The sequence below is a fragment of the Kitasatospora sp. NPDC008115 genome (assembly GCF_042957205.1).
Taxonomy (GTDB): Bacteria; Actinomycetota; Actinomycetes; order Streptomycetales; family Streptomycetaceae; genus Kitasatospora.
The window spans coordinates 57,350-83,871 of record NZ_JBIBHU010000001.1 but is presented as its reverse complement, the minus strand read 5'-3'; the positions used below and the strand labels follow the sequence as shown (position 1 = coordinate 83,871).

The 26,522-nt window shown below is 73.5% G+C and carries 27 protein-coding genes; 17 read left to right on the top strand and 10 right to left on the bottom strand.

Going from position 1 to position 26,522, the window contains the following annotated elements; all coding sequences use genetic code 11:
* The first annotated feature begins 128 nt into the window (after nt 1-128).
* Nucleotides 129-1,037, top strand: a complete 909-nt coding sequence (locus tag ACFZBX_RS00355; RefSeq protein WP_391530438.1) for a Bax inhibitor-1/YccA family protein — start codon at nt 129-131, stop codon at nt 1,035-1,037.
* Nucleotides 1,038-1,129: 92 nt separating this feature from the next.
* Entirely contained in the window at nt 1,130-1,531 is a 402-nt protein-coding gene (locus ACFZBX_RS00350; RefSeq protein WP_391530436.1) for a hypothetical protein, read from the top strand.
* A 108-nt stretch (nt 1,532-1,639) separates the two neighbouring features.
* Here the strand turns inward: ACFZBX_RS00350 and ACFZBX_RS00345 are convergent, their stop codons facing one another.
* The 3 genes from ACFZBX_RS00345 to ACFZBX_RS00335 all read right to left on the bottom strand — a co-directional run bounded on the left by ACFZBX_RS00345 (nt 1,640) and on the right by ACFZBX_RS00335 (nt 5,248).
* Nucleotides 1,640-2,584, bottom strand: a complete 945-nt coding sequence (locus ACFZBX_RS00345; RefSeq protein ID WP_391530435.1) for a hypothetical protein — start codon at nt 2,582-2,584, stop codon at nt 1,640-1,642.
* Nucleotides 2,585-2,879: 295 nt separating this feature from the next.
* Complete coding sequence (locus ACFZBX_RS00340; protein WP_391530433.1) at nt 2,880-4,100, bottom strand: acetyl-CoA C-acetyltransferase; 1,221 nt, start codon at nt 4,098-4,100, stop codon at nt 2,880-2,882.
* A gap of 62 nt (nt 4,101-4,162) precedes the next feature.
* A complete protein-coding gene (locus ACFZBX_RS00335; protein WP_391530432.1) occupies nt 4,163-5,248 on the bottom strand; it encodes an SGNH/GDSL hydrolase family protein in 1,086 nt (361 codons plus the stop codon).
* Between the two features lie 203 nt (nt 5,249-5,451).
* On the opposite strand from ACFZBX_RS00335, the gene ACFZBX_RS00330 reads away from it, so the two are divergent.
* The 4 genes from ACFZBX_RS00330 (at nt 5,452) to ACFZBX_RS00315 (ending at nt 10,064) form a co-directional block, all read left to right on the top strand.
* On the top strand, nt 5,452-6,855 hold the full coding sequence (locus ACFZBX_RS00330; RefSeq protein ID WP_391530431.1) for a cystathionine beta-synthase: 1,404 nt from the start codon (nt 5,452-5,454) through the stop codon (nt 6,853-6,855).
* A gap of 510 nt (nt 6,856-7,365) precedes the next feature.
* Nucleotides 7,366-7,704 carry a hypothetical protein gene (locus tag ACFZBX_RS00325; protein ID WP_380760029.1) on the top strand — a complete coding sequence of 113 codons (339 nt, stop codon included), beginning with the start codon at nt 7,366-7,368 and terminating at the stop codon, nt 7,702-7,704.
* 180 nt (nt 7,705-7,884) lie between these two features.
* Nucleotides 7,885-9,237, top strand: coding sequence for an Ig-like domain-containing protein (locus ACFZBX_RS00320; protein WP_391530429.1), 1,353 nt, complete (start codon nt 7,885-7,887; stop codon nt 9,235-9,237).
* Between the two features lie 326 nt (nt 9,238-9,563).
* Nucleotides 9,564-10,064, top strand: a complete 501-nt coding sequence (locus ACFZBX_RS00315) for a DUF1203 domain-containing protein (protein ID WP_391530428.1) — start codon at nt 9,564-9,566, stop codon at nt 10,062-10,064.
* 15 nt (nt 10,065-10,079) lie between these two features.
* On the opposite strand, the gene ACFZBX_RS00310 is transcribed toward ACFZBX_RS00315, so the two are convergent.
* Complete coding sequence (locus ACFZBX_RS00310; RefSeq protein WP_391530427.1) at nt 10,080-10,448, bottom strand: cupin domain-containing protein; 369 nt, start codon at nt 10,446-10,448, stop codon at nt 10,080-10,082.
* Between the two features lie 108 nt (nt 10,449-10,556).
* On the bottom strand, nt 10,557-11,222 hold the full coding sequence (gene msrA / locus ACFZBX_RS00305) for a peptide-methionine (S)-S-oxide reductase MsrA (protein WP_391530426.1): 666 nt from the start codon (nt 11,220-11,222) through the stop codon (nt 10,557-10,559).
* Between the two features lie 142 nt (nt 11,223-11,364).
* On the opposite strand from msrA, the gene ACFZBX_RS00300 reads away from it, so the two are divergent.
* Nucleotides 11,365-12,519, top strand: coding sequence for a cystathionine gamma-synthase (locus tag ACFZBX_RS00300; protein WP_391530425.1), 1,155 nt, complete (start codon nt 11,365-11,367; stop codon nt 12,517-12,519).
* Between the two features lie 22 nt (nt 12,520-12,541).
* On the opposite strand, the gene ACFZBX_RS00295 is transcribed toward ACFZBX_RS00300, so the two are convergent.
* The gene (locus ACFZBX_RS00295) at nt 12,542-13,033 is read right to left on the bottom strand and encodes a MarR family winged helix-turn-helix transcriptional regulator (protein ID WP_391530423.1); all 492 of its coding nucleotides are present in this window, start codon (nt 13,031-13,033) and stop codon (nt 12,542-12,544) included.
* A gap of 121 nt (nt 13,034-13,154) precedes the next feature.
* On the opposite strand from ACFZBX_RS00295, the gene ilvA reads away from it, so the two are divergent.
* The 3 genes from ilvA to ACFZBX_RS00280 all read left to right on the top strand — a co-directional run bounded on the left by ilvA (nt 13,155) and on the right by ACFZBX_RS00280 (nt 16,459).
* Nucleotides 13,155-14,366, top strand: coding sequence for a threonine ammonia-lyase (ilvA, locus tag ACFZBX_RS00290; protein ID WP_391530422.1), 1,212 nt, complete (start codon nt 13,155-13,157; stop codon nt 14,364-14,366).
* A 193-nt stretch (nt 14,367-14,559) separates the two neighbouring features.
* A complete protein-coding gene (locus tag ACFZBX_RS00285) occupies nt 14,560-15,600 on the top strand; it encodes an ATP-binding cassette domain-containing protein (RefSeq protein WP_391530420.1) in 1,041 nt (346 codons plus the stop codon).
* Between the two features lies 1 nt (nt 15,601).
* The gene (locus ACFZBX_RS00280) at nt 15,602-16,459 is read left to right on the top strand and encodes an ABC transporter permease (RefSeq protein WP_391530418.1); all 858 of its coding nucleotides are present in this window, start codon (nt 15,602-15,604) and stop codon (nt 16,457-16,459) included.
* Nucleotides 16,460-16,529: 70 nt separating this feature from the next.
* On the opposite strand, the gene greA is transcribed toward ACFZBX_RS00280, so the two are convergent.
* Together greA and ACFZBX_RS00270 are read right to left on the bottom strand one after the other, a co-directional pair.
* Entirely contained in the window at nt 16,530-17,027 is a 498-nt protein-coding gene (gene greA, locus ACFZBX_RS00275) for a transcription elongation factor GreA (RefSeq protein ID WP_391530417.1), read from the bottom strand.
* Between the two features lie 272 nt (nt 17,028-17,299).
* Nucleotides 17,300-17,710, bottom strand: coding sequence for a DUF4307 domain-containing protein (locus ACFZBX_RS00270; RefSeq protein ID WP_391530415.1), 411 nt, complete (start codon nt 17,708-17,710; stop codon nt 17,300-17,302).
* Between the two features lie 239 nt (nt 17,711-17,949).
* Between ACFZBX_RS00270 and mca the strand changes: the two genes are divergently transcribed.
* From mca to ACFZBX_RS00245, 5 genes are all read left to right on the top strand, one after another.
* On the top strand, nt 17,950-18,855 hold the full coding sequence (mca, locus tag ACFZBX_RS00265; protein ID WP_391530413.1) for a mycothiol conjugate amidase Mca: 906 nt from the start codon (nt 17,950-17,952) through the stop codon (nt 18,853-18,855).
* 49 nt (nt 18,856-18,904) lie between these two features.
* Nucleotides 18,905-19,096: a hypothetical protein gene (locus ACFZBX_RS00260; RefSeq protein ID WP_380760000.1), complete on the top strand. Its 192-nt coding sequence runs from the start codon at nt 18,905-18,907 to the stop codon at nt 19,094-19,096.
* 43 nt (nt 19,097-19,139) lie between these two features.
* Nucleotides 19,140-21,197 (top strand): thioredoxin domain-containing protein, encoded by a 2,058-nt coding sequence (locus tag ACFZBX_RS00255; RefSeq protein WP_391530412.1) that lies wholly within the window; start codon nt 19,140-19,142, stop codon nt 21,195-21,197.
* Nucleotides 21,198-21,238: 41 nt separating this feature from the next.
* Nucleotides 21,239-22,099, top strand: coding sequence for a GNAT family N-acetyltransferase (locus ACFZBX_RS00250; protein WP_391530411.1), 861 nt, complete (start codon nt 21,239-21,241; stop codon nt 22,097-22,099).
* A 135-nt stretch (nt 22,100-22,234) separates the two neighbouring features.
* The gene (locus ACFZBX_RS00245) at nt 22,235-22,993 is read left to right on the top strand and encodes a sterol desaturase family protein (protein ID WP_391530409.1); all 759 of its coding nucleotides are present in this window, start codon (nt 22,235-22,237) and stop codon (nt 22,991-22,993) included.
* Nucleotides 22,994-23,032: 39 nt separating this feature from the next.
* Here the strand turns inward: ACFZBX_RS00245 and ACFZBX_RS00240 are convergent, their stop codons facing one another.
* On the bottom strand, nt 23,033-23,965 hold the full coding sequence (locus ACFZBX_RS00240; RefSeq protein WP_391530408.1) for a hypothetical protein: 933 nt from the start codon (nt 23,963-23,965) through the stop codon (nt 23,033-23,035).
* Nucleotides 23,966-24,253: 288 nt separating this feature from the next.
* On the opposite strand from ACFZBX_RS00240, the gene ACFZBX_RS00235 reads away from it, so the two are divergent.
* Both ACFZBX_RS00235 and ACFZBX_RS00230 read left to right on the top strand, forming a co-directional pair.
* Nucleotides 24,254-24,910, top strand: coding sequence for a papain-like cysteine protease family protein (locus ACFZBX_RS00235; protein ID WP_391530407.1), 657 nt, complete (start codon nt 24,254-24,256; stop codon nt 24,908-24,910).
* A gap of 8 nt (nt 24,911-24,918) precedes the next feature.
* Nucleotides 24,919-25,800, top strand: a complete 882-nt coding sequence (locus ACFZBX_RS00230) for a hypothetical protein (protein WP_391530405.1) — start codon at nt 24,919-24,921, stop codon at nt 25,798-25,800.
* Between the two features lie 57 nt (nt 25,801-25,857).
* Here ACFZBX_RS00230 and ACFZBX_RS00225 read toward each other — a convergent pair whose 3' ends face one another.
* Nucleotides 25,858-26,514 carry a TetR family transcriptional regulator gene (locus ACFZBX_RS00225; protein ID WP_391530404.1) on the bottom strand — a complete coding sequence of 219 codons (657 nt, stop codon included), beginning with the start codon at nt 26,512-26,514 and terminating at the stop codon, nt 25,858-25,860.
* Nucleotides 26,515-26,522: the final 8 nt, after the last annotated feature.

Sequence of the window (26,522 nt, the reverse complement as noted above, 5' to 3'; positions counted from 1 at the left end):
TCGGCGTCCCCGCCGGAGTAGCGGGCCGACCGGCGGCCGAATCCTTCTCGCGGCGGATGCCGATTCCTTTGCCAAGCCATTACCCTGGTGGTTCGGGCGGTGCAGTGCCGCCACGGAGGGAATGAGCAATGAGAAGCAGCAACCCGGTCTTCTCGCGGGAGGGGTCCTTCACCCGCGAGTCCGGCTACGCGGGTTTCGGGACCACCCAGACCCCGCCGGCCGGGGGCCAGTACGCCAACAACCCCTACGGCAACAATCCGTACGGAAACAACCCGTACGCCAACAGCCCCTACGCCCAGCAGCCGCAGGGCCAGGCGCCGCTGACCGACGAGCAGCTCGCCGAGATGTACAACGCGCCGTCCGCCGGTCCGCTGGCGACGGGGCGGATGACGCTCGACGACGTGGTCGCGCGCACCGCGATGACGCTGCTGACCCTGGTCGCGGCCGGCGGTCTGGCCTGGTTCGCACTGCCCGAGCGGAACTTCGGCCTGGCCGGCGGCGCCTCGCTGATCGCCTTCGTCATCGGCATGGTGATCTCCTTCAAGCGGAGCGTCAGCCCGCCGCTGATCCTGCTCTACGCGGGTCTGCAGGGCTTCGCGCTCGGTGCCATCACCAAGGTGTTCAACACCATCTGGGAGGGCATCGCGATCCAGGCGGTGCTGGGGACCGCGGCGGTCTTCGCGGCGATGCTGATCGCCTACAAGACCGGCCGGATCAGGGTCACCCCGCGCTACACCCGGATCGGCATCGCGATCGCCATGGGCTTCGTGCTGCTGATGCTGATCAACCTGGTCGCGTCGATGTTCGGCGCCGACATGGGGCTGCGCTCCGGTCCGCTGGGCGTCGTGGTCGGCCTGGTCGGCATCGGTCTCGGTGCCTTCTTCCTCTCGCTGGACTTCGCCGCCGTCGAGGAGGCCATCGCGCACGGGGCCCCGCAGAAGGAGGCCTGGCGGGCCGCCTTCGGGCTCACCCTGTCGCTGGTCTGGATCTACGTCGAGATGCTGCGGCTGATCGCGATCCTGCGCGGCGACGACTGATCCTCCGTCGCACCACCACTGCCGCCGGGCCCCGGAGCCGACCGCTCCGGGGCCCGGCGGCTTTCCGCGTCCGGGCCCCGTATGCTCGCGGCATGTCCGAGACGTCCGATGAGAACACCCTGGTGACCGCCGTCGACGCGCTGGCGGACCGGTTCCGCGCGATGCCGCAGAGCCGGCTGCTGGGCGCCGTTCCCGGGCACCCCTCGCGGGCGGCGGCCGGGCTGGCGCTGGCCCGCCGGCTGGCGGCCGCGGCGCAGGCGGCCGAGGCGGCGCGTCCGGACGGCGGGGTCGGCGGCGGGACGGCGCACGAGCTGCCCGACGCCGGGGCGTTCGCCGTCGGCGACCAGCTCGCGGTGGTCGGGCACGACCTGGCGGCGGCGCTGGCCGCACTTCCGGGGGGCGCCTCGGTGGCGCTGCCGGACGGACCGGCGACGGCGGACGTGCTGCGGGCGCACGCCCTGCGGTGGCTCGCGGAGACCACGGCGGCCGTCTGATCCCCCCGGGTGTTCGACACCCGGCACCCGGTACGGGAAAGGCGAGGGGCCGGCCGGATCGGTAACCCCTTGATCCGGTCGGCCCCGGGGCCTGTCTGCCCGGTCGGGTCAGATGCTGGCCACCACCCGGTCGGCGAGCACGTACACGGTGTCCTCGTCGGTGGAGAAGGTCAGCGAGTAGGAGCCGGAGAACCGGGAGCCGCCGAGCAGCCGGACGTTCTCGCCGGCCCGGACGGCGTCGATCAGCCGGTACGCGGCCTCGCGGTCGCCCGGGGCCACGCAGAGCGTGGTGCCGTCGGCGAAGGCGTAGACGTCCAGGGTGCCGAGCGGGCCCGGGCGGACGTCGATCAGGGCGACGCCCTCCTCGGCGAGGGCGGTCAGCCGGGTGTCGGTCCACTCCCGGGACGGCGTCTGGCTGGGGACGAAGTCGGGGTGCGAGGGGTGGCGGCGCGGGTCGGGCGCGGCGACCGGGGCCTCCTCGACGGCCGACTCGGCGTCCAGCAGTCCGGCCTCCAGGCCGGTGGCCAGCAGGTCGGCCTCGCGGCGGGCCCGGGCGTCACCGGTGGGCTCGGCGACCGGGGCGCCGGTCGGGTGGCCGGGGCGCAGCGGCGCGCCGCCCTCGGTACCGGGCTCGGCCGGGTGGACGCCGCCCTCGTTGATCAGGTCCTCCAGCGCGGAGCGCAGCGCCTCGCCGAACTCCGGGTCCATGGTTCCCGCGTTGTCGGCCGCCTCGCTCGGACCGGTCGGGCGGGGGAAGAAGAGCGGCCACTCGTCGGTGGTGTTGAAGACCCCGGCGAAGGGGGAGTCGAACAGTGGCGCGTCCTCGGCCGCGCGGGCCTCCTGCTCGGCCCAGAACGCCCGGGCCTCGGTGATCTCCCGCTCGCGGTCGGCGGCCAGCGCCTCGGCGACGGCCCGGCGTATCGCCGCCTCGTCGACGGCCGGGGCGGCGGCGGCCCGCGCGTCCAGCCGGCGGGAGATTCCCCGGAGGTGGAGCAGCACGGCGGTCGACACGGCGATCAGGATCAGCAGCAGGATGGTGTAGACGGCGCTCACGGAACGTACTCCTAGCGAGGAGTGGAACGGGGTTACGCCTCCACAGTGCCGCATCCCGGCCTGTTACCGCAGTGGCGAATGTCCACTTTGTCAGCGACTTTCGCTCTTGTCCCCAAATTGTTAGGTAGTCCCGCTCTACGCTGCGGAGTTGATCCGCTCCGCACCGTTGATTTCCGGTCCGGAAATGAAAGAAAAGAGGGCCGGATCGACCTCTCGGTGTGATCCGGCCCTCAATTACGCTGCGTCACTCCAAACGGGTGGTCTGGACCCTTCGGGGTTGACCTGGAGGCGTGGGTCAGCTCAGCCGCTCGATGACCATCGCCATGCCCTGGCCGCCGCCGACGCACATGGTCTCCAGGCCGAACTGCTTGTCGTGCCACTGCAGGGAGTTGATCAGGGTGGTGGTGATCCGGGCGCCGGTCATGCCGAAGGGGTGGCCGACCGCGATCGCGCCGCCGTTGACGTTCAGCCGGTCCAGGTCGACGCCGAGGTCGCGGTAGGACGGGATCACCTGGGCGGCGAAGGCCTCGTTGATCTCGACCAGGTCGATGTCGCCGATGCCCAGGCCGGCCCGCTTGAGCGCCTGCTTCGAGGCCTCGACCGGGCCGTAGCCCATGATCTCGGGGGAGAGTGCGCTGACACCGGTGGAGACCACCCGGGCGAGCGGGGTGATGCCAAGCTCGCGGGCCTTGGTGTCGGACATGACGACCAGCGCGGCGGCGCCGTCGTTCAGCGGGCAGCAGTTACCGGCGGTCACCGTGCCGTCCGGGCGGAACACCGGCTTCAGGCCGGAGACGCCCTCCAGCGTGACGCCCGCGCGCGGACCGTCGTCCGTGCCGACCACGGTGCCGTCCGGCAGCGTGACCGGGGTGATCTCGCGCTCCCAGAAGCCGGCCTCGATGGCGGCCTCGGCGAGGTTCTGCGAGCGCACGCCGAACTCGTCCTGCTCGGCGCGGGTGATGCCCTTGAGTGCGGCCAGGTTCTCGGCGGTCTGGCCCATCGCGATGTAGGCGTCCGGCAGCAGCCCGTCCTCGCGCGGGTCGTGCCACTCGCCGCCACCGCGTTCGGCGCGCTCGGCGGTGCGCGCGCGGGCCTCGTCGAACAGCGGGTTCATGGTGCCCGGCAGGCCGTCCGAGGTGCCGTTGACGCTGCGCGAGACGGTCTCCACGCCGGCCGAGACGAAGACGTCGCCCTCGCCGGCCTTGATCGCGTGCAGCGCCATCCGCGTGGTCTGCAGCGAGGAGGAGCAGTAGCGGGTGATGGTGGCGCCGGGCAGGTAGTCCATGCCCATCTGCACGGCCACGATGCGGGCCAGGTTGTGGCCCTGCTCGCCGCCGGGCAGGCCGCAGCCGAGCATCAGGTCGTCGATCTCGCGCGGGTCGAGCTGCGGCACCTTGGCCAGCGCGGCCCGGATGACGTGCGCGGTCAGGTCGTCCGGGCGGACGTCCTTCAGCGATCCCTTGAAGGCCCGGCCGATCGGCGAACGGGTGGCGCTGACGATGACGGCTTCGGGCATGGCGGGCTCCTCGCTGAGTGGCGGCGGACAGGCGTCCGGGAGGAAAGTTACCGTCTGGTAGGTCAGTCGTCATCCGCCCCGGTGTGTGAGCTGGCCGACGTGTTCCCGCCGGTCGGGCGGCCTTCCGCGGGGGGCTCCGCGGAGGCTCCGGAGCCCGGCAGGCCGACCCTCAGCCGGTGGCGCAGCAGGGCCCAGCGCCCGGCCGCGCCGGGCTCGCCGCCGACCGCCGCCACCTCGGAGCCGGAGCGTCCGGCCGCGGCCGCCGCGGCCACCGCCACCGGCAGCACCGCCTCGCCCGGGACCGGCCCGTCCGGCCGCTCCTCCTGCGGCCAGAGGCCCAGTACGGCGCAGACCGAGGGCAGTACGGCCATCGCGGCCGTCGCGTAGCCCTGGGCCGAGGGGTGGTAGCGGTCGGCGGCGAACATCTCCGGCCGGGCCGCGAACTCCGGCCCGAGCAGCGAGCCGAGCGAGACCGTCCGGCCGCCCGCCTCCACCACCGCGATGGTCTGCGCGGCGGCCAGCTGACGGCTCAGCCGGCGGGCCACCCAGCGCAGCGGCGGGCGGACCGGCTTGATCGTGCCGAGGTCGGGGCAGGTGCCGACCACCACCTGGCAGCCGACGGCGCGCAGTGCGGCGACCGTCTCGCCGAGCTGGCGCACGGCGAGCTGGGCCGGGCTGTGCCGGGTCACGTCATTGGCGCCGACCATGATCACGGCGACGTCGGGGCGGTGCGCCAGGGCCTGGTCCAGCTGGCCCGCGAGGTCGGCGGAGCGGCCGCCGGAGAACGCCACGTTGACCAGCCGGACCGGGCGCTCGGCGACCGAGGCGAGTCCGGCGGCGAGCAGCGCGCCCGGCGTCTCGCGGGCCCGCAGCACGCCCAGGCCGGCCGCGGTGGAGTCGCCGAGGAAGGCCAGCACCAGCGGCGGCTGCGGGGCGGCCGCGGTGTCGGCGAAGGCCTCGCCGTAGACGCCGTCGGCCTTCGGCGGGGCGCTCTCCAGGATGCCGATGGCCTGGATCGCGAGTTTGCTCTCGGTCAGCAGCAGGCCCACCAGGCCCACGCCCAGCACCCCGAGCCCGCCGCCGCCGTACGCCGCCGCGGTGGCGATCCGGCGGGCCACCCGGGCCCGTGACTCCTGTGCCGTCGACATCCGGTGCCCCCTTCGCGTCCTCGTGCCACCCCGTGAAGGGCCGCTCCCGATGCGTGTACACCCCTAGTACCCGCGATCGCCCCGGCCTACGACGGGGGTGGTCCGTTCGTGGGGCGCGAGGGCCCTCCGGGGCTCGTGGTACGGCCTAGGCTTTGCAGTACCGAAAGCGCCACTGCATGCCCCACAGACCGGGAGGACCCCCCGTGCGGTACCACAACTCGATCATCGACCTGGTCGGCGACACCCCGCTGGTCAAGCTGAACAAGGTCACCGAGGGGATCAGCGCGACCGTGCTCGCCAAGGTCGAGTACTTCAACCCCGGTGGCTCGGTGAAGGACCGCATCGCGATGCGCATGATCGAGGCCGCCGAGGCCTCCGGCGCCCTCAAGCCGGGCGGCACCATCGTCGAGCCGACCTCCGGCAACACCGGCGTCGGCCTGGCGATCGTGGCCCAGCAGAAGGGCTACAAGTGCATCTTCGTCTGCCCCGACAAGGTCTCCACCGACAAGATCAACACGCTGCGGGCCTACGGCGCCGAGGTGGTCGTCTGTCCGACCGCCGTCGCCCCCGAGCACCCGGACTCGTACTACAACGTCTCCGACCGCCTGGTCCGTGAGACCCCGAACGCCTGGAAGCCGGACCAGTACTCCAACCCGGACAACCCGGCCTCGCACTACCACTCCACCGGTCCGGAGCTGTGGGAGCAGACCGAGGGCCGGATCACCCACTTCGTGGCGGGCGTCGGCACCGGCGGCACCATCTCCGGCACCGGCAACTACCTGAAGGAGGTCTCCGGCGGCAAGGTCAAGGTGATCGGCGCCGACCCGGAGGGCTCGGTCTACTCGGGCGGCACCGGCCGGCCGTACCTGGTCGAGGGCGTCGGCGAGGACTTCTGGCCGACCGCCTACGACCGCACCGTCGCGGACGGGATCGTCGCCGTCTCCGACAAGGACTCCTTCCAGATGACCCGCCGCCTGGCCAAGGAGGAGGGCCTGCTGGTCGGCGGCTCCTGCGGCATGGCGGTCGTCGCCGCGCTGGAGGTGGCCCGCGGGCTCGGCCCGGACGACGTCGTCGTGGTGCTGCTGCCGGACGGCGGCCGCGGCTACCTGTCGAAGATCTTCAACGACGACTGGATGGCCGACTACGGCTTCCTGCCGTCCGCCACCGACGAGGCGCACATCGGCGAGGTGCTGGCCCGCAAGGACGCCATCGAGCACGAGGGCATCCCGCAGTTCGTCCACATGCACCCCAACGAGACGGTCGCCGAGGCCGTCCGGGTGCTGCGCGAGTACGGCGTCTCGCAGATGCCGGTGGTCTCGCCGGGCGCCGGCCACCCGGACATCATGGCCGGCGAGGTGATCGGCTCGGTGGTGGAGAAGCTGCTGCTGGAGGGCGTCTTCGCGGGCGACATCCAGCTGACCGACACCCTGGACAAGGTGATGTCCAAGCCGCTGCCGGTGGTCGGCTCGGGCGAGACCGTCACCAACCTGATGGCGGTGCTGGAGAAGGCCGACGCCGCGGTGGTGCTGGTGGAGGGCAAGCCGCAGGGCATCGTCACCCGCCAGGACCTGCTGGGCTTCCTGACCGGCAGCCGCGCCGGGCACTGAGGCCGGGAACCGCCGGACCCGCCCCCGGTCAGCCGCCGACCCCGACCCGGTGGCTGAGGACCTACGGGGCGGAGGTGCTGTTTCCGCGCGAACTGGTACACCGGCGTCATCTCCGTGCAGCACGGGCTTAACACGGCTGCGCCATCGTTGTGCTCACGGCAAGACGCCGAGCGAGACGGCGGTGACCGACGGGAGCGGCTCCCCGGCGGGCACGGCCCGTCTCGGACCCGACGGCCGGTCCTGAACCGGCCGGTGGTGTCCCCGCCCGTGGAGACGCCGTCGTCCCGCCCCTGCCCGGCTCCGGCCGGCCGCCAGGGTGTGGCGGCTCCCCGGGCGAACCGCGCCGCTTGGCGCGTCTCCGCGGCTCCCGGGTGGGGGAGCCCGGCGGAGACGCCGGGGCCGGCCCCGCCTCCGGGCGGGCCGGCCCCGGCTGTCACTCTCCCGCCCGCCCCTTCGGCCCGGGGCGGCTTCGTGCGTCCGGCATGGCCGTCTTCCCGTAGTCTCACTGCCATGACCAGCACTGACACGACCGACCAGGACAGCCCGCGCTACGTCCGGCTCAGCATCGAGCTCATCGCCGAGATCACCGACGAGGGCGCCCTGAAGGCGGCGGCCCTCCAGCAGGTGGCCGAGGACGAGTACCTCGACGACGAGGAGCGCGCGCAGTCCGTGGACGCCATCGAGGTGGACCCGTCGGGCTCGCTCGCGCACTTCATCGACCCGGTGGCGCTGCTCGGCGACGTCCCCGGGGTCGAGCTCGCCTCGGCGACCTGGGAGTCGGCGAAGACCGACTTCGACCCGGAGGGTGACGAGTGGGACGAGTACTCGGTGGAGGAGTCCGCCGAGTAGGGCGTGCCCGTCACGGCCTGTGAATGCCCGGTCCGCTGTCCACGGACCGGGCATTTGTCCATATTTGGCGCCGAGTTTCGGATTCTCGTACGATCGCAAGCCGTTGGTGATGGAACCGTGAACGCACGGATTGCGTTTCTGTATCCGTAATGCCCGGATGATCAGCAGGGAGTGGGCGACGTGACGGCACGGGAAGGTCAGGGCCGAGCGGCCGGGAGCAGCTGGAGCCGACGTGGCGTACTGGCGGGTCTGATCGGCGCCCCGGTCCTGCTGCTGGCGGCCTGCAACGACAGCAAGAGCACCGACAACGGCGCCGGCACCACCGGCGGCGGCTCGGGCGGCAACGGCTCCGGTGGCACCGGCGGCTCCGGCGGCTCCGGCGGTACGGCCACCGACGGTACGGCCACCGGCGGCGCGCAGCCCACGCCCAGCGCCACCAGCACCCCGACCCCGAAGACCTCCGCCGCCGTGATCACCGTCACCCCGGCCGACGGCGCCACCGCGGCCAGCTTCAGCGAGCCGGTCCGGGTCGCCGTCGCCGGCGGCGCCCTCACCACGGTCAAGGTCACCGACTCCACCGGCAAGGCGCTGGCCGGCGAGCTGTCCGCGGACGGCACCGTCTGGACCTCCGCCGCCGCCCCGGCCAGCGGCACCAAGTACACGGTGTCCGCGGTCGCCTTCGACAAGGAGAGGCTGGAGGCCGACGCCAACGCCGTCTTCACCACGGCGACCCCGGCCAACACCTTCGTCGGCTACTTCACCCCCGAGGACGGCTCGGTCGTCGGCGTCGGCATGCCGGTCTCGATCAACTTCAGCAAGCCGGTCACCGACCGCAAGGCCGTCCAGCAGGCGATCACCGTGATAGCCGAGCCGGGCGTCGAGATCGTCGGGCACTGGTTCTCCAGCACCCGCCTCGACTTCCGGCCGCGGGAGTACTGGGCCAAGGGCACCAAGGTGACCGTCAAGCTCCGGCTGAAGGACGTCCAGGGGGCCAAGGGCGTCTACGGCACCCAGTCCAAGGACGTCCGCTTCACCATCGGCCGCGCGCAGACCAGCGTCGCCGACCTCGCCGCCAAGAAGCTCACCGTCACCACGGACGGCCAGGTCAGCGCCGTCTACGCGATCTCCGGCGGCTCGCCCGAGTACCGCACCTGGGGCGGCAGGATGGTGATCACCGAGCAGTACCAGCAGACCCGGATGAACTCGCAGACCGTCGGCCTCGGCAGCGAGTACGACATCCCGGACGTCCCGCACGCGATGCGGCTCAGTACCTCCGGCACCTTCATCCACGGCAACTACTGGTCGCCGGCCTCGATCTTCGGCAGCCAGAACACCAGCCACGGCTGCGTCGGCCTGCGCGACGTCAAGGGCGGCCAGGACGCGAGCGCGGACGGCTACAAGTTCTACAAGAGCTCCATGATCGGCGACGTGGTCGAGGTCGTGAACTCCGGCGACAAGACCGTGGCGCCGTCCAACGGCCTCAACGGCTGGAACATGGGCTGGGCCGACTGGAAGGCCGGCAGCGCGATCTGACGCTCCCCGGGACCGCCCGCGCGATTCCGCCCGGGAACCGCCGGCCGGTGATCCGTACCGGGCCCGGGACATCGTGCAGTCCGCGCCGGAGCGCGCCCACCTGCACCGGCCCGGGATCACCGGATCACCGCGAACGCGGACGACCCGACCGCCCACGTGCGGCGGATCGTCGTCACCGGCACCGCGACCGGTGGCGGCGGCTGCGCAACCGGGAGCCGCCCACCGACCACGCGCCCGACCGGCGCCCGCCGACCCGCGGGCGGGCCACCGAACGCGACGGCCGAATCCCGCCGGACTCCCGGCGGCCGCGGCGGGAGGGTGGAGGCATGACGACAACCTCCACCACCCCGTCCGTCCTGACCGTCCGTCCGATCGACCCCGCCGTGCACGGCGCCCTGCTGGTGCGCGACGACGCCGGACGCGCGCCCGTGCGCTCGGTCGACGCGACCGGCGGCGCCCCGCTGCGCTGCTGCCTGACCAGGGCGCGGGCCGGGGAGCGGATCGCCCTGGTGAGCTACGCACCGCTGCGCCGCTGGGCCGCCGAGACCGGGGCCGAGCCCGGGCCGTACGAGGAACTCGGCCCGGTCTTCGTGCACGACGGCCCGTGCGCCGGTCCGGCCGGACCGGGCTGGCCGGAGGGCTTCCACAGCGGCCGGCGGGTGGTGCGCGCCTACGACCGGCGCGGGCACATCCTGGGTGGCGAGCTGGTCGAGCCGCAGACCGCCGAGGCGGTCGCGGCACGGCTGCTCGCCGACCCGCAGGTGGCCGTGCTGCACGTCCGCGCGGTGGAGTTCGGGTGCTTCATGCACGAGGTCCGGCGGGGCTGACCACCGCCGGGGGGTTCAGGAACGCTTGGCGTACTCGCCGAAGCCCTGCCAGTCCAGGGCGACCACCGGCTCGTCGCCGACCACCCAGGCGTCGTGGCCGGGCGGGCAGACCATGAAGTCGCCGGGGCCGAACTCGTTCTCCTCGCCGTCGTCCATGACGATCTTCATCCGTCCGGAGACGACGTAGCCGACGTGGGCCGACCGGCAGCTGTCCGTCCCGGCGATCGGCTTGATGTGCTTGGACCACTGCCAGCCGGGCTGGAACACCGCCCGTCCGACGGCCCCGCCGTCCAGGTTCACCAGGCGCAACTCGCCCTTGTCCGCCTCGAACGGGCGGACCTCCTCGGGATCGGTGTCGAAGTTCCTGCGGATGAGACCGGCCATGAGGTGCTCCTCGGGACAGGGGGCGGCCCCGTCACCAGGGACGGTGACGCGGCCGCCCTACCGGTCCTTCCAGTCTGCGCCCCCGACACCCGGGTCGGGAACCGGACCTCAGGCGTCCGTCCGGGCCACGCCGATCGGGCAGCTGGCGCCGGTGCCGCCGAGGCCGCAGTAGCCGTTCGGGTTCTTGGCGTCCGAGAGGTACTGCTGGTGGTAGGGCTCGGCGGGGTAGAACGGGCCGGCCGGGGCGATCTCGGTGGTGACCGGGCCGAGGCCGAGCGCGGTCAGGGCGGGCTGGAAGGCGTCCCGGGTGGCGGTCGCGGCGGCGGCCTGGTCGGGGGAGTGGGTGTAGAGCGCCGAGCGGTACTGGGTGCCCACGTCGTTGCCTTGGCGGTTGCCCTGGGTCGGGTCGTGCGCCTCCCAGAAGGTCTTCAGCAGCCGCTCGTAGGAGACCACCGCGGGGTCGTACACCACCCGCACCGCCTCGGTGTGCCCGGTCAGGCCGCTGCACACCTCCTCGTACGTCGGGTTCGGGGTGTGGCCGCCCTGGTAGCCGACCAGCGTCGTCCAGACGCCGGGCAGCCGCCAGAACGTCCGCTCGGCGCCCCAGAAGCAGCCCAGCCCGAAGTCCGCGACCTCAAGACCGTCGGGGTACGGGCCGGTGAGCGGATGACCGAGCACGGTGTGCGGCTCACGCAGCGTGAACGCCGGGGTCTCCCGGCCGGGCAGCGCCTGGTCGGCGGGGACGAGCGAGGTCTTGTGGCGGTTGAACAGCACGGCCTGCTCCAACGGATCGGGGAGGGTTGCGGACGTTCCAACGCGGCCGGGCACCCGGGGATTCCGAGGGTCCGGCGGCGCCCCGCGGACCGGCCGGCGGCTTCCGGGCGGCGGCCGGCGGTTCGCCGACTACGCTCGGAGCATGACCGAGCACCAGCTTCCCCAGGGCTTCGAGACCCTCGCCATCCACGCGGGTCAGGAAGCAGACCCCCAGACCGGGGCCGTCGTCACGCCGATCTACCAGGTGTCCACCTACAAGCAGGACGGGGTGGGCGGCCTGCGGGGCGGTTACGAGTACAGCCGCAGCGCCAACCCGACCCGCACCGCGCTGGAGGAGTGCCTCGCCGCGTTGGAGGGCGGCGCCCGCGGCCTCGCCTTCGCCTCCGGTCTCGCCGCCGAGGACACCCTGCTGCGCACGATCCTCAAGCCGGGCGACCACATCGTGATCCCCAACGACGCCTACGGCGGCACCTTCCGGCTGTTCGCCAAGGTGCTGACCCGCTGGGGCGTCGAGTTCTCCGTGGCCAACACCCAGGACCTCGCGACCGTCCGCGAGGCGCTGCGGCCCAACACCCGCGCGGTGTGGGTGGAGACCCCGTCCAACCCGCTGCTGGGCATCACCGACCTGGCCGCGCTGGCCGACATCGCGCACGGCGCGGGCGCGCTGCTGGTGGTCGACAACACCTTCGCCAGCCCCTACCTCCAGCAGCCGATCGCGCTCGGCGCCGACGTGGTCGTGCACTCGACCACCAAGTACATGGGCGGCCACTCCGACGTGGTCGGCGGCGCCCTGGTGATCGCCGAGGCGGGCCTCGGCGAGGAGGTCGCCTACCACCAGAACGCGATGGGCGCGGTCTCCGGCCCGTTCGACGCCTGGCTGGTGCTGCGCGGCATCAAGACCCTCGGCGTGCGGATGGACCGGCACAGCTCGAACGCGGAGAAGGTCGCCGAGCTGCTGGCCGGCCACCCCAAGGTCAGCCAGGTGCTGTACCCGGGCCTGCCCGGGCACCCCGGGCACGACATCGCCGCCAAGCAGATGAAGGCCTTCGGCGGCATGGTGTCGTTCCGGGTGAACGGCGGCGAGGAGGCGGCGGTCGAGGTCTGCAACCGGGCGCAGCTGTTCACCCTCGGTGAGTCGCTGGGCGGCGTGGAGTCGCTGATCGAGCACCCGGGCCGGATGACCCACGCCTCGGTGGCCGGTTCGGCGCTGGAGGTGCCCGCCGACCTGGTGCGCGTCTCCGTCGGCATCGAGTCGATCGACGACCTGCTGGCCGACCTCCGGCAGGCGCTGGGCTGAGTCCGCGCGCCGGCGGCGCGCGCTACGCGCCGCCGCCGGCGCCCTGCCGGCCCGCGGCGTACTCCTCCACGGAGTGGTTGAAGCGGGCCAGCAGGGCGCAGAACGCGCGTTGCTCCTCGGGCGGCCAGCCGGCCACCAGTCGGCGGGTCAACTCGGTTCTCCCGGCGCGGACTTCGGCCAGCCGGCCGGCGCCGAGCGGGGTCAGCGCGAGCCGGACGGCGCGCCGGTCGGCCGGGTCCTGCACCCGGCCGACCAGGCCGGCCGCGACCAGCGGGGCGACCTGCCGGGTGACGGTGGAGGATTCGACACCCAGCGCGTCGGCCAGGGCCTTGACGTTGGCGGGGCCCAGCCGCTCCAGCCGTTCGAGCAGCAGGTAGGCGGCCCGGACCAGGGCGGCCACCCCGTCGGTGCCGCGGACCTGCTCCATGCGGCGGGCGAACACGGCCAGCTGGTACTGCAGTTGGGTGTGCACGGGGTCGGTGAGGTCGGTGGCCAGGGGCGAGGTCGTCGTCATCGCGGCTCACGATCGTCGTGCGGTGAGGAAGCTCAGGAGCAGCAGCGTACGCGGGCCGGGCGGGCCCGGGAACAGGGCCGACGTCCCCGGATCACGTGTCATCGCGCTCTAGGCTGCTGTCATGCACAGCTGGCCGATCACCCTCGACGATGTCCGCGGCGCTCAGAAGATGCTCGCCGGGGTCGCCCGGGTGACGCCGATGGAGGGCAGCCGCCACCTCTCCGCGCTGGTCGGCGCGCCGGTCCACCTGAAGTGCGAGAACCTCCAGCGCACCGGTTCGTTCAAGCTGCGCGGGGCGTACGTGCGGATCGCCGGCCTCTCCCCGGTGCAGCGGGCGAGCGGGGTGGTCGCGGCGAGCGCCGGGAACCACGCCCAGGGCGTGGCGCTGGCCGCCTCGCTGCTCGGGGTGCGCTCGACCGTCTTCATGCCGGTCTCCGCGCCGCTGCCGAAGATCGCGGCCACCCGGGAGTACGGCGCCGAGGTGCGGCTGCACGGGACGACCGTCGACGAGACGCTGCAGGCGGCCCAGCGGTACGCGGAGGCGGGCGGCGCGGTGTTCATCCACCCGTTCGACCACCGGGACGTCGTGATCGGGCAGGCCACCGTCGGGCTGGAGATCCTGGAGCAGTGCCCCGAGGTGCGGACCGTCCTGGTCGGCGTGGGCGGCGGCGGCCTGCTGGCCGGGATCGCGGCGGCGGTCAAGCCGCTGCGGCCGGACGTGCGGGTGATCGGGGTGCAGGCGGCGGCCGCGGCCGCGTACCCGCCCTCGCTGGCGGCGGGGCGCCCGGTCTCGCTGGAACGGTTCGCCACGATGGCGGACGGGATCATGGTCGGCCGGCCGGGGGACATCCCGTTCGAGATCGTCAACACCCTGGCGGACGGCGTCCGGACGGTCTCCGAGGACTCGCTGTCCCGGGCGCTGCTGCTGGGGCTGGAGCGGCTGAAGCTGGTGGTGGAGCCGGCCGGGGCGGCTCCGGTCGCGGCGCTGCTGGAGCGGCCGGACTCCTTCGAGGGCCCGGTGGTGGCGGTGCTGTCCGGCGGCAACATCGACCCGCAGCTGATGCAGCGGGTGCTGCGGCACGGGCTGGCGGCGGCCGGGCGGTACCTCTCGCTGCGGGTGCGGCTGGCGGACCGGCCGGGCGCGCTGGCGGGCCTGCTCGGGGTGCTGACCAGGGTGGACGCCAACGTGCTGGACGTGGCGCACGTGCGGGTCGACCCGCAGCTGGGGCTGACCGAGGTGGAGGTGGACCTGCACCTGGAGACCAAGGGGCCGGAGCACTGCGCGGCGGTGCTCGGGGAGCTGCGCGGCGCGGGGTACGTGGTCTCTCGGTAGGCCCCCCGGGGGGCGGTCGGTTAATTTCTTGACGCGTTATATCGCGTCTGCCATATTCGCGATACATCGCGTTCTGCCGTCGTGGTCGCGGAAACGACTCGCCCGCCCGCCTGCATTGGGGGCAAAGTAGGACAGGCCACAGATTTCGTCATCGCACAGCCCAGTCCTTTCCTCGAGGAGATGAGGCAGGCCCATGGCGCCAGCCATCCAAGCCGAGAACCTGGTCAAGACATTCGGCGACGTACGAGCCCTGGACGGCGTCAGCCTCGACGTCCCCGAGGGCACGGTGCTAGGGCTGCTCGGCCCGAACGGTGCCGGCAAGACCACCACCGTGCGCGTCCTCACCACCCTGCTCCAGCCCGACTCCGGCCGCGCGACGGTGGCCGGCGTCGACGTCCTCAAGCACCCGAACCGGGTCCGCAGCCTGATCGGGCTCTCCGGCCAGTACGCCGCGGTCGACGAGTACCTCACCGGCTTCGAGAACCTCCAGATGGTCGGCGAGCTCTACCAGATGCCGGTCCGCCAGGCGAAGGCCCGGGCGCTCGAACTGCTGGAGTGGTTCAACCTCACCGAGGCCAAGGACCGCACCGCCAAGACCTACTCCGGCGGCATGCGCCGGCGCCTGGACCTCGCCGCCGCGCTGGTCGTCCGCCCGCCGGTGATGTTCCTGGACGAGCCCACCACCGGCCTCGACCCGCGCAACCGGCTGGCCCTGTGGGAGGTCATCGAGACCCTGGTCGAGCAGGGCACCACGCTGCTGCTCACCACCCAGTACCTGGAGGAGGCCGACCGCCTCGCCCACGACATCGCCGTGGTCGACCACGGCAAGGTGATCGCGCGCGGCACCGCCGACCGGCTCAAGGCGCAGATCGGCGGCGAGCGGATCGAGGTCGTGGTGCAGCGGCCCGACCTGGTCGGCGACGCGGTCGCGGCGCTCTCCGCCTACGCGCTCGGCGAGCCGGCGGTGGAGAAGAACACCCGGCGGATCACCGTCCCGGTCAGCGGCGGCGCCCGGGTGCTCGCCGACGTGATCCGCGAACTGGACTCCCGCTCGATCGAGATCGACGACATCGGCCTGCGCCGGCCGACCCTGGACGACGTCTTCCTCTCCCTCACCGGCCACCACACCGAGGCCGAGGACGCGGAGAACGCCGCCGCCGGGGGCGGGAAGCGCGGGCGGGGCAACGGCTCCGGCACCGGCAAGCAGGCCGTCGCGGCCGGGAAGGAGCTCTGAGATGGCCACGGCCACCGAGCACGCCATCGGCGGAGCGGTACCCAAGCAGCGCCGGGGCGTGGACGCCGTCCTGCACGACTCCTGGGTGGTCGCCAAGCGCAACCTGCGCCGGATGACCCGGATACCCGAGATCGTGATCTTCGGCCTGATGCAGCCGGTCATGTTCGTGCTGCTGTTCTCGTACGTCATGGGCGGCGCGATCAACATCCCGGGGACGCAGTCCAGCTCCTCGACGTACATCCAGTTCCTGATGGCGGGCATCTTCGCCCAGACCGTGACCTTCGCGGTGGCCGGCGCCTCGGCGGGCATCGCCGAGGACATGTCCAAGGGCCTGGTCGACCGGTTCCGCTCGCTGCCGATGGCCCGCTCGGCCGTGCTGGTCGGCCGCACCCTGGCCGACCTCTGCCAGACCGCGTTCACCCTGGTGGTGCTGGCCGTGGTCGCGCTGCTGGTCGGCTGGCGGATCCACGAGGGACTGCTGTCCGCGCTCGCCGCGTTCGGGCTGCTGCTCCTGCTCGGCTACGCCTTCTCCTGGATCGGCGCGCTGATCGGCCTCTCGGTGCGCAGTCCGGAGGCGGCCACCTCGGCCGGGCTGATCTGGCTCTTCCCGCTGACCTTCATCTCCAACGCCTTCGTGCCGGTCAGCTCGATGCCGGGCTGGTTGCAGGCGATCGCCTACTGGAACCCGTTCAGCGCCACCGTGCAGGCCTGCCGCAACCTGTTCGGCAACCAGGTGGGCCCGGTGGACGACGTGTGGCCGATGCAGCACGCCGAGCTGGTCTCGGTGCTCTGGTCGGTGGTGATCACCGCGGTCTTCTCCTGGCTGGCGGTGCGCAAGTACCGCTCCTCGGCCGGCTGACCGACCCGGCCCGGAACGCGCGAAGCGGCCGCGACGAGTGCGCGGCCGCTTCGGCGTGTCGGGGGAGGGGTCAGCCGGAGTAGGGCTTGACCTCGATGATCTTGACCATGGACTGCTTGCCGTTCGGCAGCTCGTAGGTCGCCTCGTCGCCGATCGTCTTGCCGTCGATCGCACGGCCGAGCGGCGACTGCGGCGAGTAGATGTCCAGGTCGTCGTCGCCGACCTCGCGCGAGCCCAGCAGGAACTTCATGGTGTCGTCCTCGTCGCCGTCGAAGGCGACCGTGACGACCATGCCCGGGGCCACCACACCCGAGTCCGCCGGGGCCTCGCCGACCTTGGCGCGCTCCAGGATCTGGGTGAGCTGGCGGATCCGCAGCTCGTACTTGCCCTGCTCCTCCTTGGCGGCGTGATAACCGGCGTTCTCCTTGAGGTCACCCTCCTCGCGCGCGGCCTCGATCTTCTGCGCGATCTCGATCCGCCAGGGGCCGGTCAGGTGATCCAGCTCGGCCTTGAGCTGGTCGTAGCCGGACTGAGTGAGCCAGGTCACGTTCTCGCTGGTCTGGGTCACGGGTGCTCCTCGTAGGTGCTGGGGCTGTGCTGAGGGTGTGAGTCGTCAGCGTGTTGAGTGGTGCTGATATCGGTCTTAACTACAAAGCAACGCCCGCTCCCGTACCAGCTGGTGCGGAAGGGGCGAAACCACGAGCCTAACAACTCCCGCCGACAATCGGGAGGGTCGTTGGCCTGCCATTGACGACAGCGTTGCGCCAAGGTGTACAGGATCGGCGGGACGGGCTCCTCTACGGATGCCCGTTCTCCCGAGCGGATATGCCTGCGGCGGGGTTACTTGGGAGTACAGCCCAGCAGCTCGGCGGTGGTGCCGCGGGCGGTGGTCCGCAGGCTCACCACCGCGTCGTAGCTGGAGCCCTCCGCCGGGACGGGGAAGTCGGCCACTCCGACCACCGCGCCGTCCTCGGCCTGCGAGCGGACGGTGCAGCTGCCGGCCGTGCCGTCGCTCTTGCGCACCGCCAGGTGGAGCTGGAGCTCGGTGTCGGAGAGCGCCTGGAAGGTCGGCACGGCGCCGTTGATCTTCGTCTCGCGGATCAGGTAGGAGCTGCCCAGCCAGACGATCAGGCCCAGGGCCAGGACCCCGCAGACCGCGCCGACCACCTTGAGGCGGCGGTCGCTCTCGCGGTCGCCGCGCCGCCCGTAGCGGTCCTCGGGCAGCTGCGGGGGCCGGGTGCCAGCGCTCATGGGGCTCAGTCCTCTCGTGGGGAGGGGGCCGCGCGGGTGGTGCGGGGGAATGCGGTGCTCCTCCAGTCCGTCACTATAGGAGGGGCACGCCCGCGGCCGGTCCGGCGGGGGCGGGCCCGGCCGTGTCGGCGCCCGGCGCGGCGGCCGGTCCCGCGGTGACGCGGCCCCAAGAGCGGCTCGGACGGTGGGTGGACCGGCTTGCGCGGTACGCCCGGACATTTGTGGAAGGAACGCACGCGTTGACTGAGCAGTTGCGACTGATGGCGGTGCACGCCCACCCGGACGACGAGTCCAGCAAGGGCGCGGCGACCATGGCCATGTACGTCGACCAGGGGGTGGACGTGCTGGTGGCCACCTGCACCGGGGGGGAACGCGGTTCGGTCCTCAACCCGAAGCTGCAGGGCAAGCCGGAGATCGAGGAGAACATCCACGAGGTCCGGCGCAAGGAGATGGACGAGGCCCGCGCGATCCTCGGGATCAAGCAGGCCTGGCTGGGCTTCGTGGACTCGGGCCTGCCGGAGGGCGACCCGCTGCCCCCGCTGCCCGAGGGCTGCTTCGCCCTCCAGGACGTCAAGGAGGCGGCCGAACCGCTGGTCCGCCTCATCCGGGAGTTCAAGCCGCAGGTCATCACGACCTACGACGAGAACGGCGGCTACCCGCACCCCGACCACATCATGACCCACAAGATCACCATGCTGGCCTTCGACGCCGCGGGCGACCCCGACGCCTACCCCGAGGCCGGCGACCCCTGGCAGCCGCTGAAGGTGTACTACAACCACGGCTTCCCGATGGGCCGGATCCGCGCCCTGCACAAGTACCTCTCCGAGAACGGCCACGAGTCCCCCTACGGCGAGTGGATCGCCGGCTGGGAGAAGAGCGGCCGCCAGGAGCGCGAGATCACCACCCGGGTCCGCTGCGACGACTGGTTCGAGACCCGGGACCGCGCGCTGATCGCGCACGCCACCCAGATCGACCCGGACGGCCCGTGGTTCCGCGTCCCGCTGGAGGTCCAGCGCGAGGTGTGGCCCACCGAGGACTACGAGCTTGCTCGTACCCTGGTCGACGTGGACCTGCCGGAGGACGACCTGTTCGCCGGCCTGCGGACCCCCAGCCTGACGGCCGAGTCGGCCGACACGCGGGACTGAAGCACCCCCCGACGGCCCGGCTCCCCGTGAGCCGGGCCACCATAGAGATATGAGCGCCCCCGTGAACCTCACCCACCTCGCCGCCGAACTCGCCGTCGACGACGCCAAGGTCACCCCCGGCCTGCTGGGCTTCCTCGTCTTCGCCGCCCTCGGCGTGGCCACCTGGTTCCTGGCCAAGTCGATGAACAAGCAGTTCAAGCGCGTGAACTTCGCCGAGGAGCCGGAGTCCCCGAAGGAGTGAGGCCATGCCCCCTCCACCCGCGCGGATGCGCGAGGATGGGGGCATGCCGAACCGCCTCGCCGACGCGACGTCGCCGTACCTGCAGCAGCACGCCGGGAACCCGGTCGACTGGTGGCCCTGGGGGCCCGGGGCCTTCGAGGAGGCGGCCCGCCGCGGCGTCCCCGTCCTGCTGTCCGTGGGGTACGCGGCGTGCCACTGGTGCCATGTGATGGCGCACGAGTCGTTCGAGGACGACGGGACGGCGGAGTACCTCAACGAGCGGTTCGTCGCGGTCAAGGTGGACCGGGAGGAGCGGCCGGACGTCGACGCCGTGTACATGGAGGCGGTGCAGGCGGCGACCGGGCAGGGCGGGTGGCCGATGACGGTGTTCCTGACCCCCGGCAAGGAGCCGTTCTACTTCGGCACCTACTTCCCGCCGGAGCCCCGGCACGGCATGCCGTCGTTCCGGCAGGTGCTGGAGGGCGTGCACGCCGCCTGGCGGGACCGGCGGGACGAGGTCGCCGAGGTCGCCGCCCGGATCCGGGCCGACCTGGCCGAGCGGGCGTCCGTCTACGCCGTCGGCAGCGGGGTCCACCAGCCGCCCGGCGAGGCCGATCTGCACCAGGCGCTGGTCGCGCTCAGCCGCGACTTCGACCAGCGGCACGGCGGCTTCGGCGGGGCGCCCAAGTTCCCGCCCGCCATGGTGGTCGAGTACCTGCTGCGCCACCACGCCAGGACCGGCTCCGAGGCCGCGCTGGAGATGGCCGTGCGCACCGGTGAGGCGATGGCCCGCGGCGGCATCCACGACCAGCTCGGCGGTGGCTTCGCCCGGTACGCGGTGGACGCCGGCTGGGTGGTGCCGCACTTCGAGAAGATGCTCTACGACAACGCGCTGCTGCTGCGCGCCTACCTGCACCTGTGGCGGACGACCGGCTCCCCGCTGGCCCGCCGGGTCGCGCTCTCCACCGCCGACTTCCTGCTGCGCGAACTGCGCACCCCCGAAGGCGCGTTCGCCTCCGCGCTGGACGCCGACAGCCTGGACGAGGAGACCGGCGCCACCGCCGAGGGCGCCTACTACGTCTGGGAGCCGGGCCAGTTGGTCGACCTGCTCGGCCCCGCCGACGCGGCCACCGCCGCCCGGCTGTTCTCGGTCACCGCCGACGGCACCTTCGAGCACGGCACCTCCGTCCTGCAACTCCTCGCCGACCCCGAGGACTTCGCCGAGTACGAGGCGATCAGGGAGCGGATGCTGGCGGCCCGCGCGGCCCGCCCCGCGCCCGCCCGGGACGACAAGGTGGTCGCCGCCTGGAACGGCCTCGCCATCGCCGCCCTCGCCGAGACCGGCGCCCTGCTGGAGCGCCCCGACCTGGTCCGGGCCGCCGAGAGCGCCGCCGACCTGCTGCTCGCCGTCCACCTCACCCCCGAGGGCCGGCTGCTGCGCACCTCCCGGGACGGCCGCCCCGGCGCCAACGCGGGCGTGCTGGAGGACTACGCCGACACCGCCGAGGGCTTCCTCGCCCTGTACGCCGTCACCGGCGAGGCCGAGTGGCTCCAGTTGGCCGGCGGGCTGCTCGACACCGTGCTCAAGCACTTCGCCGACGAGGCGTCCGGCGCGCTGTACGACACCGCCGACGACGCCGAGGAGCTGATCCGGCGCCCGCAGGACCCGACCGACAACGCGACCCCGTCCGGCTGGACCGCCGCCGCGGCCGCCCTGCTCACCTACGCCGCGTACACCGGCTCCGCCCGCCACCGGACCGCCGCCGAACGGGCGCTCGGCATCGTCGGGGCGCTCGCCTCGCGCGCGCCGAGGTTCGTCGGCTGGGGCCTGGCCGCCGCCGAGGCGCTGGCCGACGGCCCGCGCGAGGTCGCGGTGATCGGCCAGGCCGGCGACCCCGGGACGGCCGCGCTGCACCGGGCCGCGCTGCTCGGCACCGCGCCCGGCGCCGTGGTCGCGTTCGGCGAGCCGGGCGCGGGCGGCGACGAGGTCCCGCTGCTGGCCGGCCGGCCGCTGGTCGACGGCGCGCCCGCCGCCTACGTCTGCCGGCACTTCAGCTGCGACGCGCCGACCACCGATCCGGAGCAACTCGCCGAGCGACTGGGGGCGTTGGCGCAGGAGTAAACCGTTGGCCGGCGCGCTGGACGGCGGGAGAGGATGGGGCCATGTCCTGGACCCTCGGCACCTCCCTCGACGACTTCCGCGCGCAGGCCGGCGGCTTCCTCGCCGCGCATCCGGCCGAGAACACCGTGCTGCTCACGATCATGGACCGGCTGGCCGCGCGCGGCCCGGACTACTACGGCGCGGGCGTGCCGGTCTTCGGCTGGTGGCGCGGGGAGCCGGACGGGCCGGTCGAGGGGGCGTTCCTGCAGACCCCGCCGTTCGTGCCGCGGCTGGGACTGATGCCCGAGCGGGCGGCGGCCGAACTGGCCGCCGAACTCGCCGGTGCCCGGGCCGGGTTCACGGAGTTCGCCGGCATCGCCGGCGGGGTGGCGGCGGTGCGGGCGTTCGGCGAGGCGTGGGCCGGGGCCACCGGGGCTGCCGGGACCGTCAGGGCCAATGAACGGCTCTACCGGCTGGGCGAGTTGACCGGACCGCCGGGTCCTCCGGCCGGCCGTGCCCGGCTCGCCGGGGCGGCGGACCGCGCGCTGCTGATCCGCTGGTTCGAGGAGTTCGCGGTCGAGGCGGGCGTCCTCGTCCCCGATGTGGCGATGGTGGTGGACGACCGGACCGCCGCCGGCCAGCTGCACCTGTGGGAGGACGCCGGTCGGCCGGTCGCGGTGGCCGGGGCCAGCGCGGTCGTCGCCGGGATGTCCCGCATCGGCCCGGTCTACACCCCGCGCGAGGCCCGTGGCCGCGGCTACGGCAGCGGTGTCACGGCGGCAGCCTCGGCCGCCGCCCTCGCCGCCGGGGCCGCGGAGGTGCTGTTGTACGCGGACCTCTCCAATCCGACCAGCAACTCGATCTACCGGCGGATCGGCTACCGGCCGGTGGAGGACTGCCTGGAGCTGGCCTTCGGCGACTGACGGCCAGGGCGGCCAGGGCGGGACGGGCGGGGACGGGCGGGACGGGCCGGGACGGCCGGAGCGGCGGAGGGAACCACCCGCGGCGGGCCGGCGTCGGAGCGGTGGGGTGGGCCGGCGGCCGGGGGGAGCGTGGCGGTGGACACGGTGCTCGACTGGACCGGGCGGCTGAGCCCGGCGGAGGCGGCGGCGGGCGCGCTGGCCGGGAACCTCGCGCTGTTCGCGCTGGCCCTGCTGGCCGGCGGCCTGCTGGTCCGCCGCTTCGGCGACCGCCGGGTGACCCCGCCGCCCGCGCCGCCGGACCGCCGGGAACGGGTGCTCACGCTGGTCGCCGTGCTGCTCAACTCCGCCGTCGGGCTGCTCGGCTGGCAGCTCTGGCGGGCCGGCTGGATCCGGCTCACGGCCGACGTGGGACCGCGCGCGCCGGCCGATCTGCTGCTGTTCTCGCTGGTGATGGACGCGCTGATGTACGGCGGGCACTGGCTGGCCCACCGCCGCCGGCTCTACCGGCTGGCGCACGAACTGCACCACGGCTACCCGGACCCGCGCCCGGCCACCCTCTTCGTGCTGCACCCGCTGGAGGTGCTGGGCTTCGGCGGCGCGTGGATCACGGTGCTCTGCCTCTGGCCGGGGATGTCCGTCCTCGCGCTGTCCGGTTACATCGGCGTCAACCTGGTCTTCGGCCTGCTCGGACACCTCGGCGTGGAGCCCTTCCCGGCACGGGTCCGGCGGCTCGCGGTGTTCCGCTGGGTGGCGCTGCCGATGTTCCATGCCGGCCACCACGCCGATCCGGCCGTCAACCTGGGCTTCTACACCACCGTCTGGGACCGGCTGTTCGGCACCATCGACCCCCGCTACGACGCCCGCCGCGCGGCCCCGGACCCGGCGCACCCGTGATCCCGGCGCACCGGTGATCCCGGCGCCCTCGGGCGCGGCTCAGTCCCAGTCCCAGCCGATGCCCAGGATGCAGGGCCCGACGGCGGTGGCGACCAGGTGGACGCAGTGGTGGCCGTCCAGGGTCAGCTCCTCGCTCTCGTAGGGCTTCTCGGCGGGCGAGCGGCGGGCGAAGCGGTGGCAGCGGACCGGCAGCGCGGCCGGGTGGAAGGTGACCTGGAGGACGTACTGCCCGGCGCCCGCGTGGAAGCCGCGGATGTACTCGCGGCTGGGCTCGGGCGCGGGGGCGTCGTCGAAGCCGTAGCCGAGCAGATGGGTGTCGCCCGCGCGCAGCCTGCGGTCCAGCAGGAGTTCGGCGATCAGCAGGTCGTGGGCCTGGTCGCGGCGGACCCGGCCGGGGCGGCAGTTCTCCTCGGCGCGCACGCCGACCCGGGTGATGTCGCTCCCGGGGTCGCCCTGGTGGATGGCGAGGTAGCGGTCGATGCCGTCGCGGTGGGCGCGCAGGGCGTGCTGGGAGTCGCGGCGCCGGAGCCGGCGGTCGGCGCCGATCCTGATCCGCTCGATGTGGGTGATGGTGTGCAGCCCGCTGTCGCGCGGGCCGGCCAGCTCGGCGAGCAGGTCGTCGACGGCGGTGGCCGGGGTGATGAGGTCGCGGTAGGGGCGGACGGGCGGGCCGGCCGGCGCGGCGGGGGCGGCCCGCCGGGGGCCGAGCAGCCGGGTCAGGGAGTGTGCGGGGAGCTCCAGGACCCGCTCCAACTCCCGGACGGCGCGCAGCGACTCGGGCCGTTCGGGGCGGCGCCGGCCCTGCTGCCAGTAGCTGAGGCTGGTGACCCCGATGTGGACGCCGCGCAGCGCGAGGTGGTCGCGGACGCGGTGCAGCGCGAGGCCGCGGGCGGCGATGGCGGTGCGCAGGGCGAGGTCGAACGGGCCGGTGCGCAGCGCGGTGACGAGGTCGGGCTGGTCGGTCCGCCGCATGCGGCCTCCTCGGGTGGCGGGACGGGGCGGGCCGGCCCGGGCCTGTGCGGCGGGCCCGGTCGGTCGTGAATATTCACATGTGGAGGGGGGTTTGTCACCGGTTCCGACATCCCGGGCGGGGGTTCCGCGGCCGTCGTTCACAGCGGGGCGGGACCCGTTCACACCCGGTGGGCGGGGCCTCGGGGGCCGTTGACCGGCCATGTCAACGGCGCGATGCTCGGTGTCGCGATCCGGACCGCGCCCCCACACCTCTCGACTCCTCTGCCTGTCGCAAGGAGGACATCCCCCATGTCCGTCACCCGGATACGTCTGCGCCGCGCCGTCTCGGTGCTCGCGCTCGGCGTCCTCGGCCCGGCGCTCAGCGTCGCGGCCGTCACCCCGGCCCAGGCCGCCCCCACGGCCGCGGGCCCCCAGCAGCGAGTGCGGCCCGTGGCCGCCGCGGGTTCCTCGGCCGACCTGGCCGGCACCTACAAGAAGCTCAACCTCACCATGCAGCAGCAACAGCAGAGCAACTGGTGCTGGGCGGCGAGCGGCAACACCATCGCCACCTGGTACGGCTACGACTACAGCCAGAACCAGTTCTGCAACGCCGCGTTCGGCCGTTCGGCCAACTCCGCCTGCCCCAACAACCAGGCCACCCTGGGCGATGTGCAGAACGCCCTGAGCCGGTTCGGCATCAACCCGGGCTCGTACGTCAGCGGGTACCTGCGCTACAGCACGGTGCAGAGCGAGGTGAACGCCGACCGGCCGGTGGAGACCCGGATCCAGTGGAGCTCCGGCGGCGGCCACATGCACGTCCTGTACGGGTACGACACCACCGCCAACCAGGTCTACTGGGGTGACCCGTGGCCGTCCAACTACCGCTACAACTGGGCGGACTACAACTACTACGTGTCGAACGGCACGTTCTCCTGGACCCACTCCCTGTACCGGATCGGCGCGTGAGGGGCGACATGAGCAGCATGCACAGGTCCGCGCTCGTGCGCGGCGCGGCGGCCGTCCTGCTCGCCGCCGGTCTGGGTCTGGCACTCGCACCGGCCGCGTCCGCCGCCGGTCCCGCGGCTCCGGCCGGCTCGGCCGGGGTGCCCGAGCCGGTGCCGGCCGCGGAGCTGGCCGGGGCCCGCGACGCGGTGCGCAGCCCGGCGGTGCTCGACCAGCTGGGCCGCTTCTTCGCCCGCAAGGGCGTCCCGCCGACCGGGCGGCTCGCCCCGGGCGCGGCCGCGGAGGCCGAGGAGGCCGCGGCGGCGGCCGCGGCGCCCAGGCTGGCCGGGGAGACCGTGCCGGTGTACACGCTGGACGCCGCCTTCGTGGCCGGTACGCCGGGCGCCCCGGTGGCCCGGGCGGAGTTCACCGCGAGCCGGGTGGTCGCGGCCGACGGCCAGGTCGCCTCGGTGTGGACGGTGAAGCAGGGCGGCGGCTGGCGGGTGGTCAACATCGCCGGCGGCGGCGACGAGGGCGACTACGCGGCGCGGGCGGCCGAGGGCGGTGGCGGGACGGCGTTCCGCGAGCCGCAGATCAACGCCTGGTACGTGCTGCGGGACGGCCGGGTGCTGCCGCTCGACGAGGAGGCGCGCCGTTCGGTGGGCGAGGCCGGGGTGAGCCTGGCCGGGTACCAGGGCCTGGTCCGCCAGCGGTACGGCGACAAGCTGCCCGGCTCGGCGTACGACCGGGCGGGGCGGGGCGGCGGCTACGAGCCGACCGCCGGGCAGGCCGCCGGCAATGCCGCGCTGCCGGCCGTGACGGCGGCCGCGGCCCTGGGCGCCACCGCGCTCGCGGGCGCGGGCGTGGTCCTGCGACGGCGGGTCGGAGCGCCGTCGGGCCGGGCTCGCCGGTAGGTCCGGGCGGGGCGGCTGGGCCCGGTGCGGCGACCGGGCTCCGCCGCCCCGCCCGTGCTACAGACCGGCGAATCCTTCCTCCAGGACCGTGAAGGTGCGGTCGACCAGGCCGGCGATGTCCTCGCCGCCGCCGGCCTCGGCCCACAGCAGCACGGCCTCGGTGGTGGCCGCGGTGAGCGCGGCGGCGGCGATCCGCATCGCGAAGGTGGGCTCCTGGACGCCGGCCCGCCGGGTCAGCACGGCGAGGTACAGGCGCTGCGGGGCGCCGCCGGCGTCGAGCATCCGGGAGCGCAGCGCGGGGATGTCCCCGACCAGTCGCATCCGGAGGAGCAGTTCCTCGCGATCGTCCTGCGGCAGGTTGCGGAGCAGCTCGACGAGGGCCGTACGGCAGGAGCGCGGAAACGGTTCGTCGGAGGGTCTGGCGAGCAGCGCCTCCATCAGCGCCGGGTCGTACTCGTCGGTGAGGACGAGATCCTCCTTGGTGGCGAAGTACCGGAAGAAGGTGGAGGGGGAGACCTCGGCGGCGGCCGCGATCCGGTCGACCGTGGTGTTCTCGTACCCCTGCTCGGTGATCAGCCGGTACGCCTCGCGGCGGATGGTCCGGCGGGTCTTCAGCTTCTTGCGCTCACGCAGCGACAGCGGCGCCTCCGGCATCGCCTGGATCGGGTCGCCCGGTCCCGCCGGAGGTGCCGTCGCCGGCCGCGTTGCGTTCATGCCTTCGA

Coding starts and splice junctions, on each gene's coding strand:
- ACFZBX_RS00355 (WP_391530438.1), top strand. CDS start 129: ATGAGAAGCAGCAACCCGGTCTTCTCGCGGGAGGGGTCCTTCACCCGC.
- ACFZBX_RS00350 (WP_391530436.1), top strand. CDS start 1,130: ATGTCCGAGACGTCCGATGAGAACACCCTGGTGACCGCCGTCGACGCG.
- ACFZBX_RS00340 (WP_391530433.1), bottom strand. CDS start 4,100: ATGCCCGAAGCCGTCATCGTCAGCGCCACCCGTTCGCCGATCGGCCGG.
- ACFZBX_RS00335 (WP_391530432.1), bottom strand. CDS start 5,248: ATGTCGACGGCACAGGAGTCACGGGCCCGGGTGGCCCGCCGGATCGCC.
- ACFZBX_RS00325 (WP_380760029.1), top strand. CDS start 7,366: ATGACCAGCACTGACACGACCGACCAGGACAGCCCGCGCTACGTCCGG.
- ACFZBX_RS00315 (WP_391530428.1), top strand. CDS start 9,564: ATGACGACAACCTCCACCACCCCGTCCGTCCTGACCGTCCGTCCGATC.
- ACFZBX_RS00310 (WP_391530427.1), bottom strand. CDS start 10,448: ATGGCCGGTCTCATCCGCAGGAACTTCGACACCGATCCCGAGGAGGTC.
- ACFZBX_RS00300 (WP_391530425.1), top strand. CDS start 11,365: ATGACCGAGCACCAGCTTCCCCAGGGCTTCGAGACCCTCGCCATCCAC.
- ACFZBX_RS00295 (WP_391530423.1), bottom strand. CDS start 13,033: ATGACGACGACCTCGCCCCTGGCCACCGACCTCACCGACCCCGTGCAC.
- ilvA (WP_391530422.1), top strand. CDS start 13,155: ATGCACAGCTGGCCGATCACCCTCGACGATGTCCGCGGCGCTCAGAAG.
- ACFZBX_RS00285 (WP_391530420.1), top strand. CDS start 14,560: ATGGCGCCAGCCATCCAAGCCGAGAACCTGGTCAAGACATTCGGCGAC.
- ACFZBX_RS00280 (WP_391530418.1), top strand. CDS start 15,602: ATGGCCACGGCCACCGAGCACGCCATCGGCGGAGCGGTACCCAAGCAG.
- ACFZBX_RS00270 (WP_391530415.1), bottom strand. CDS start 17,710: ATGAGCGCTGGCACCCGGCCCCCGCAGCTGCCCGAGGACCGCTACGGG.
- ACFZBX_RS00260 (WP_380760000.1), top strand. CDS start 18,905: ATGAGCGCCCCCGTGAACCTCACCCACCTCGCCGCCGAACTCGCCGTC.
- ACFZBX_RS00255 (WP_391530412.1), top strand. CDS start 19,140: ATGCCGAACCGCCTCGCCGACGCGACGTCGCCGTACCTGCAGCAGCAC.
- ACFZBX_RS00250 (WP_391530411.1), top strand. CDS start 21,239: ATGTCCTGGACCCTCGGCACCTCCCTCGACGACTTCCGCGCGCAGGCC.
- ACFZBX_RS00240 (WP_391530408.1), bottom strand. CDS start 23,965: ATGCGGCGGACCGACCAGCCCGACCTCGTCACCGCGCTGCGCACCGGC.
- ACFZBX_RS00235 (WP_391530407.1), top strand. CDS start 24,254: ATGTCCGTCACCCGGATACGTCTGCGCCGCGCCGTCTCGGTGCTCGCG.
- ACFZBX_RS00230 (WP_391530405.1), top strand. CDS start 24,919: ATGAGCAGCATGCACAGGTCCGCGCTCGTGCGCGGCGCGGCGGCCGTC.
- ACFZBX_RS00225 (WP_391530404.1), bottom strand. CDS start 26,514: ATGAACGCAACGCGGCCGGCGACGGCACCTCCGGCGGGACCGGGCGAC.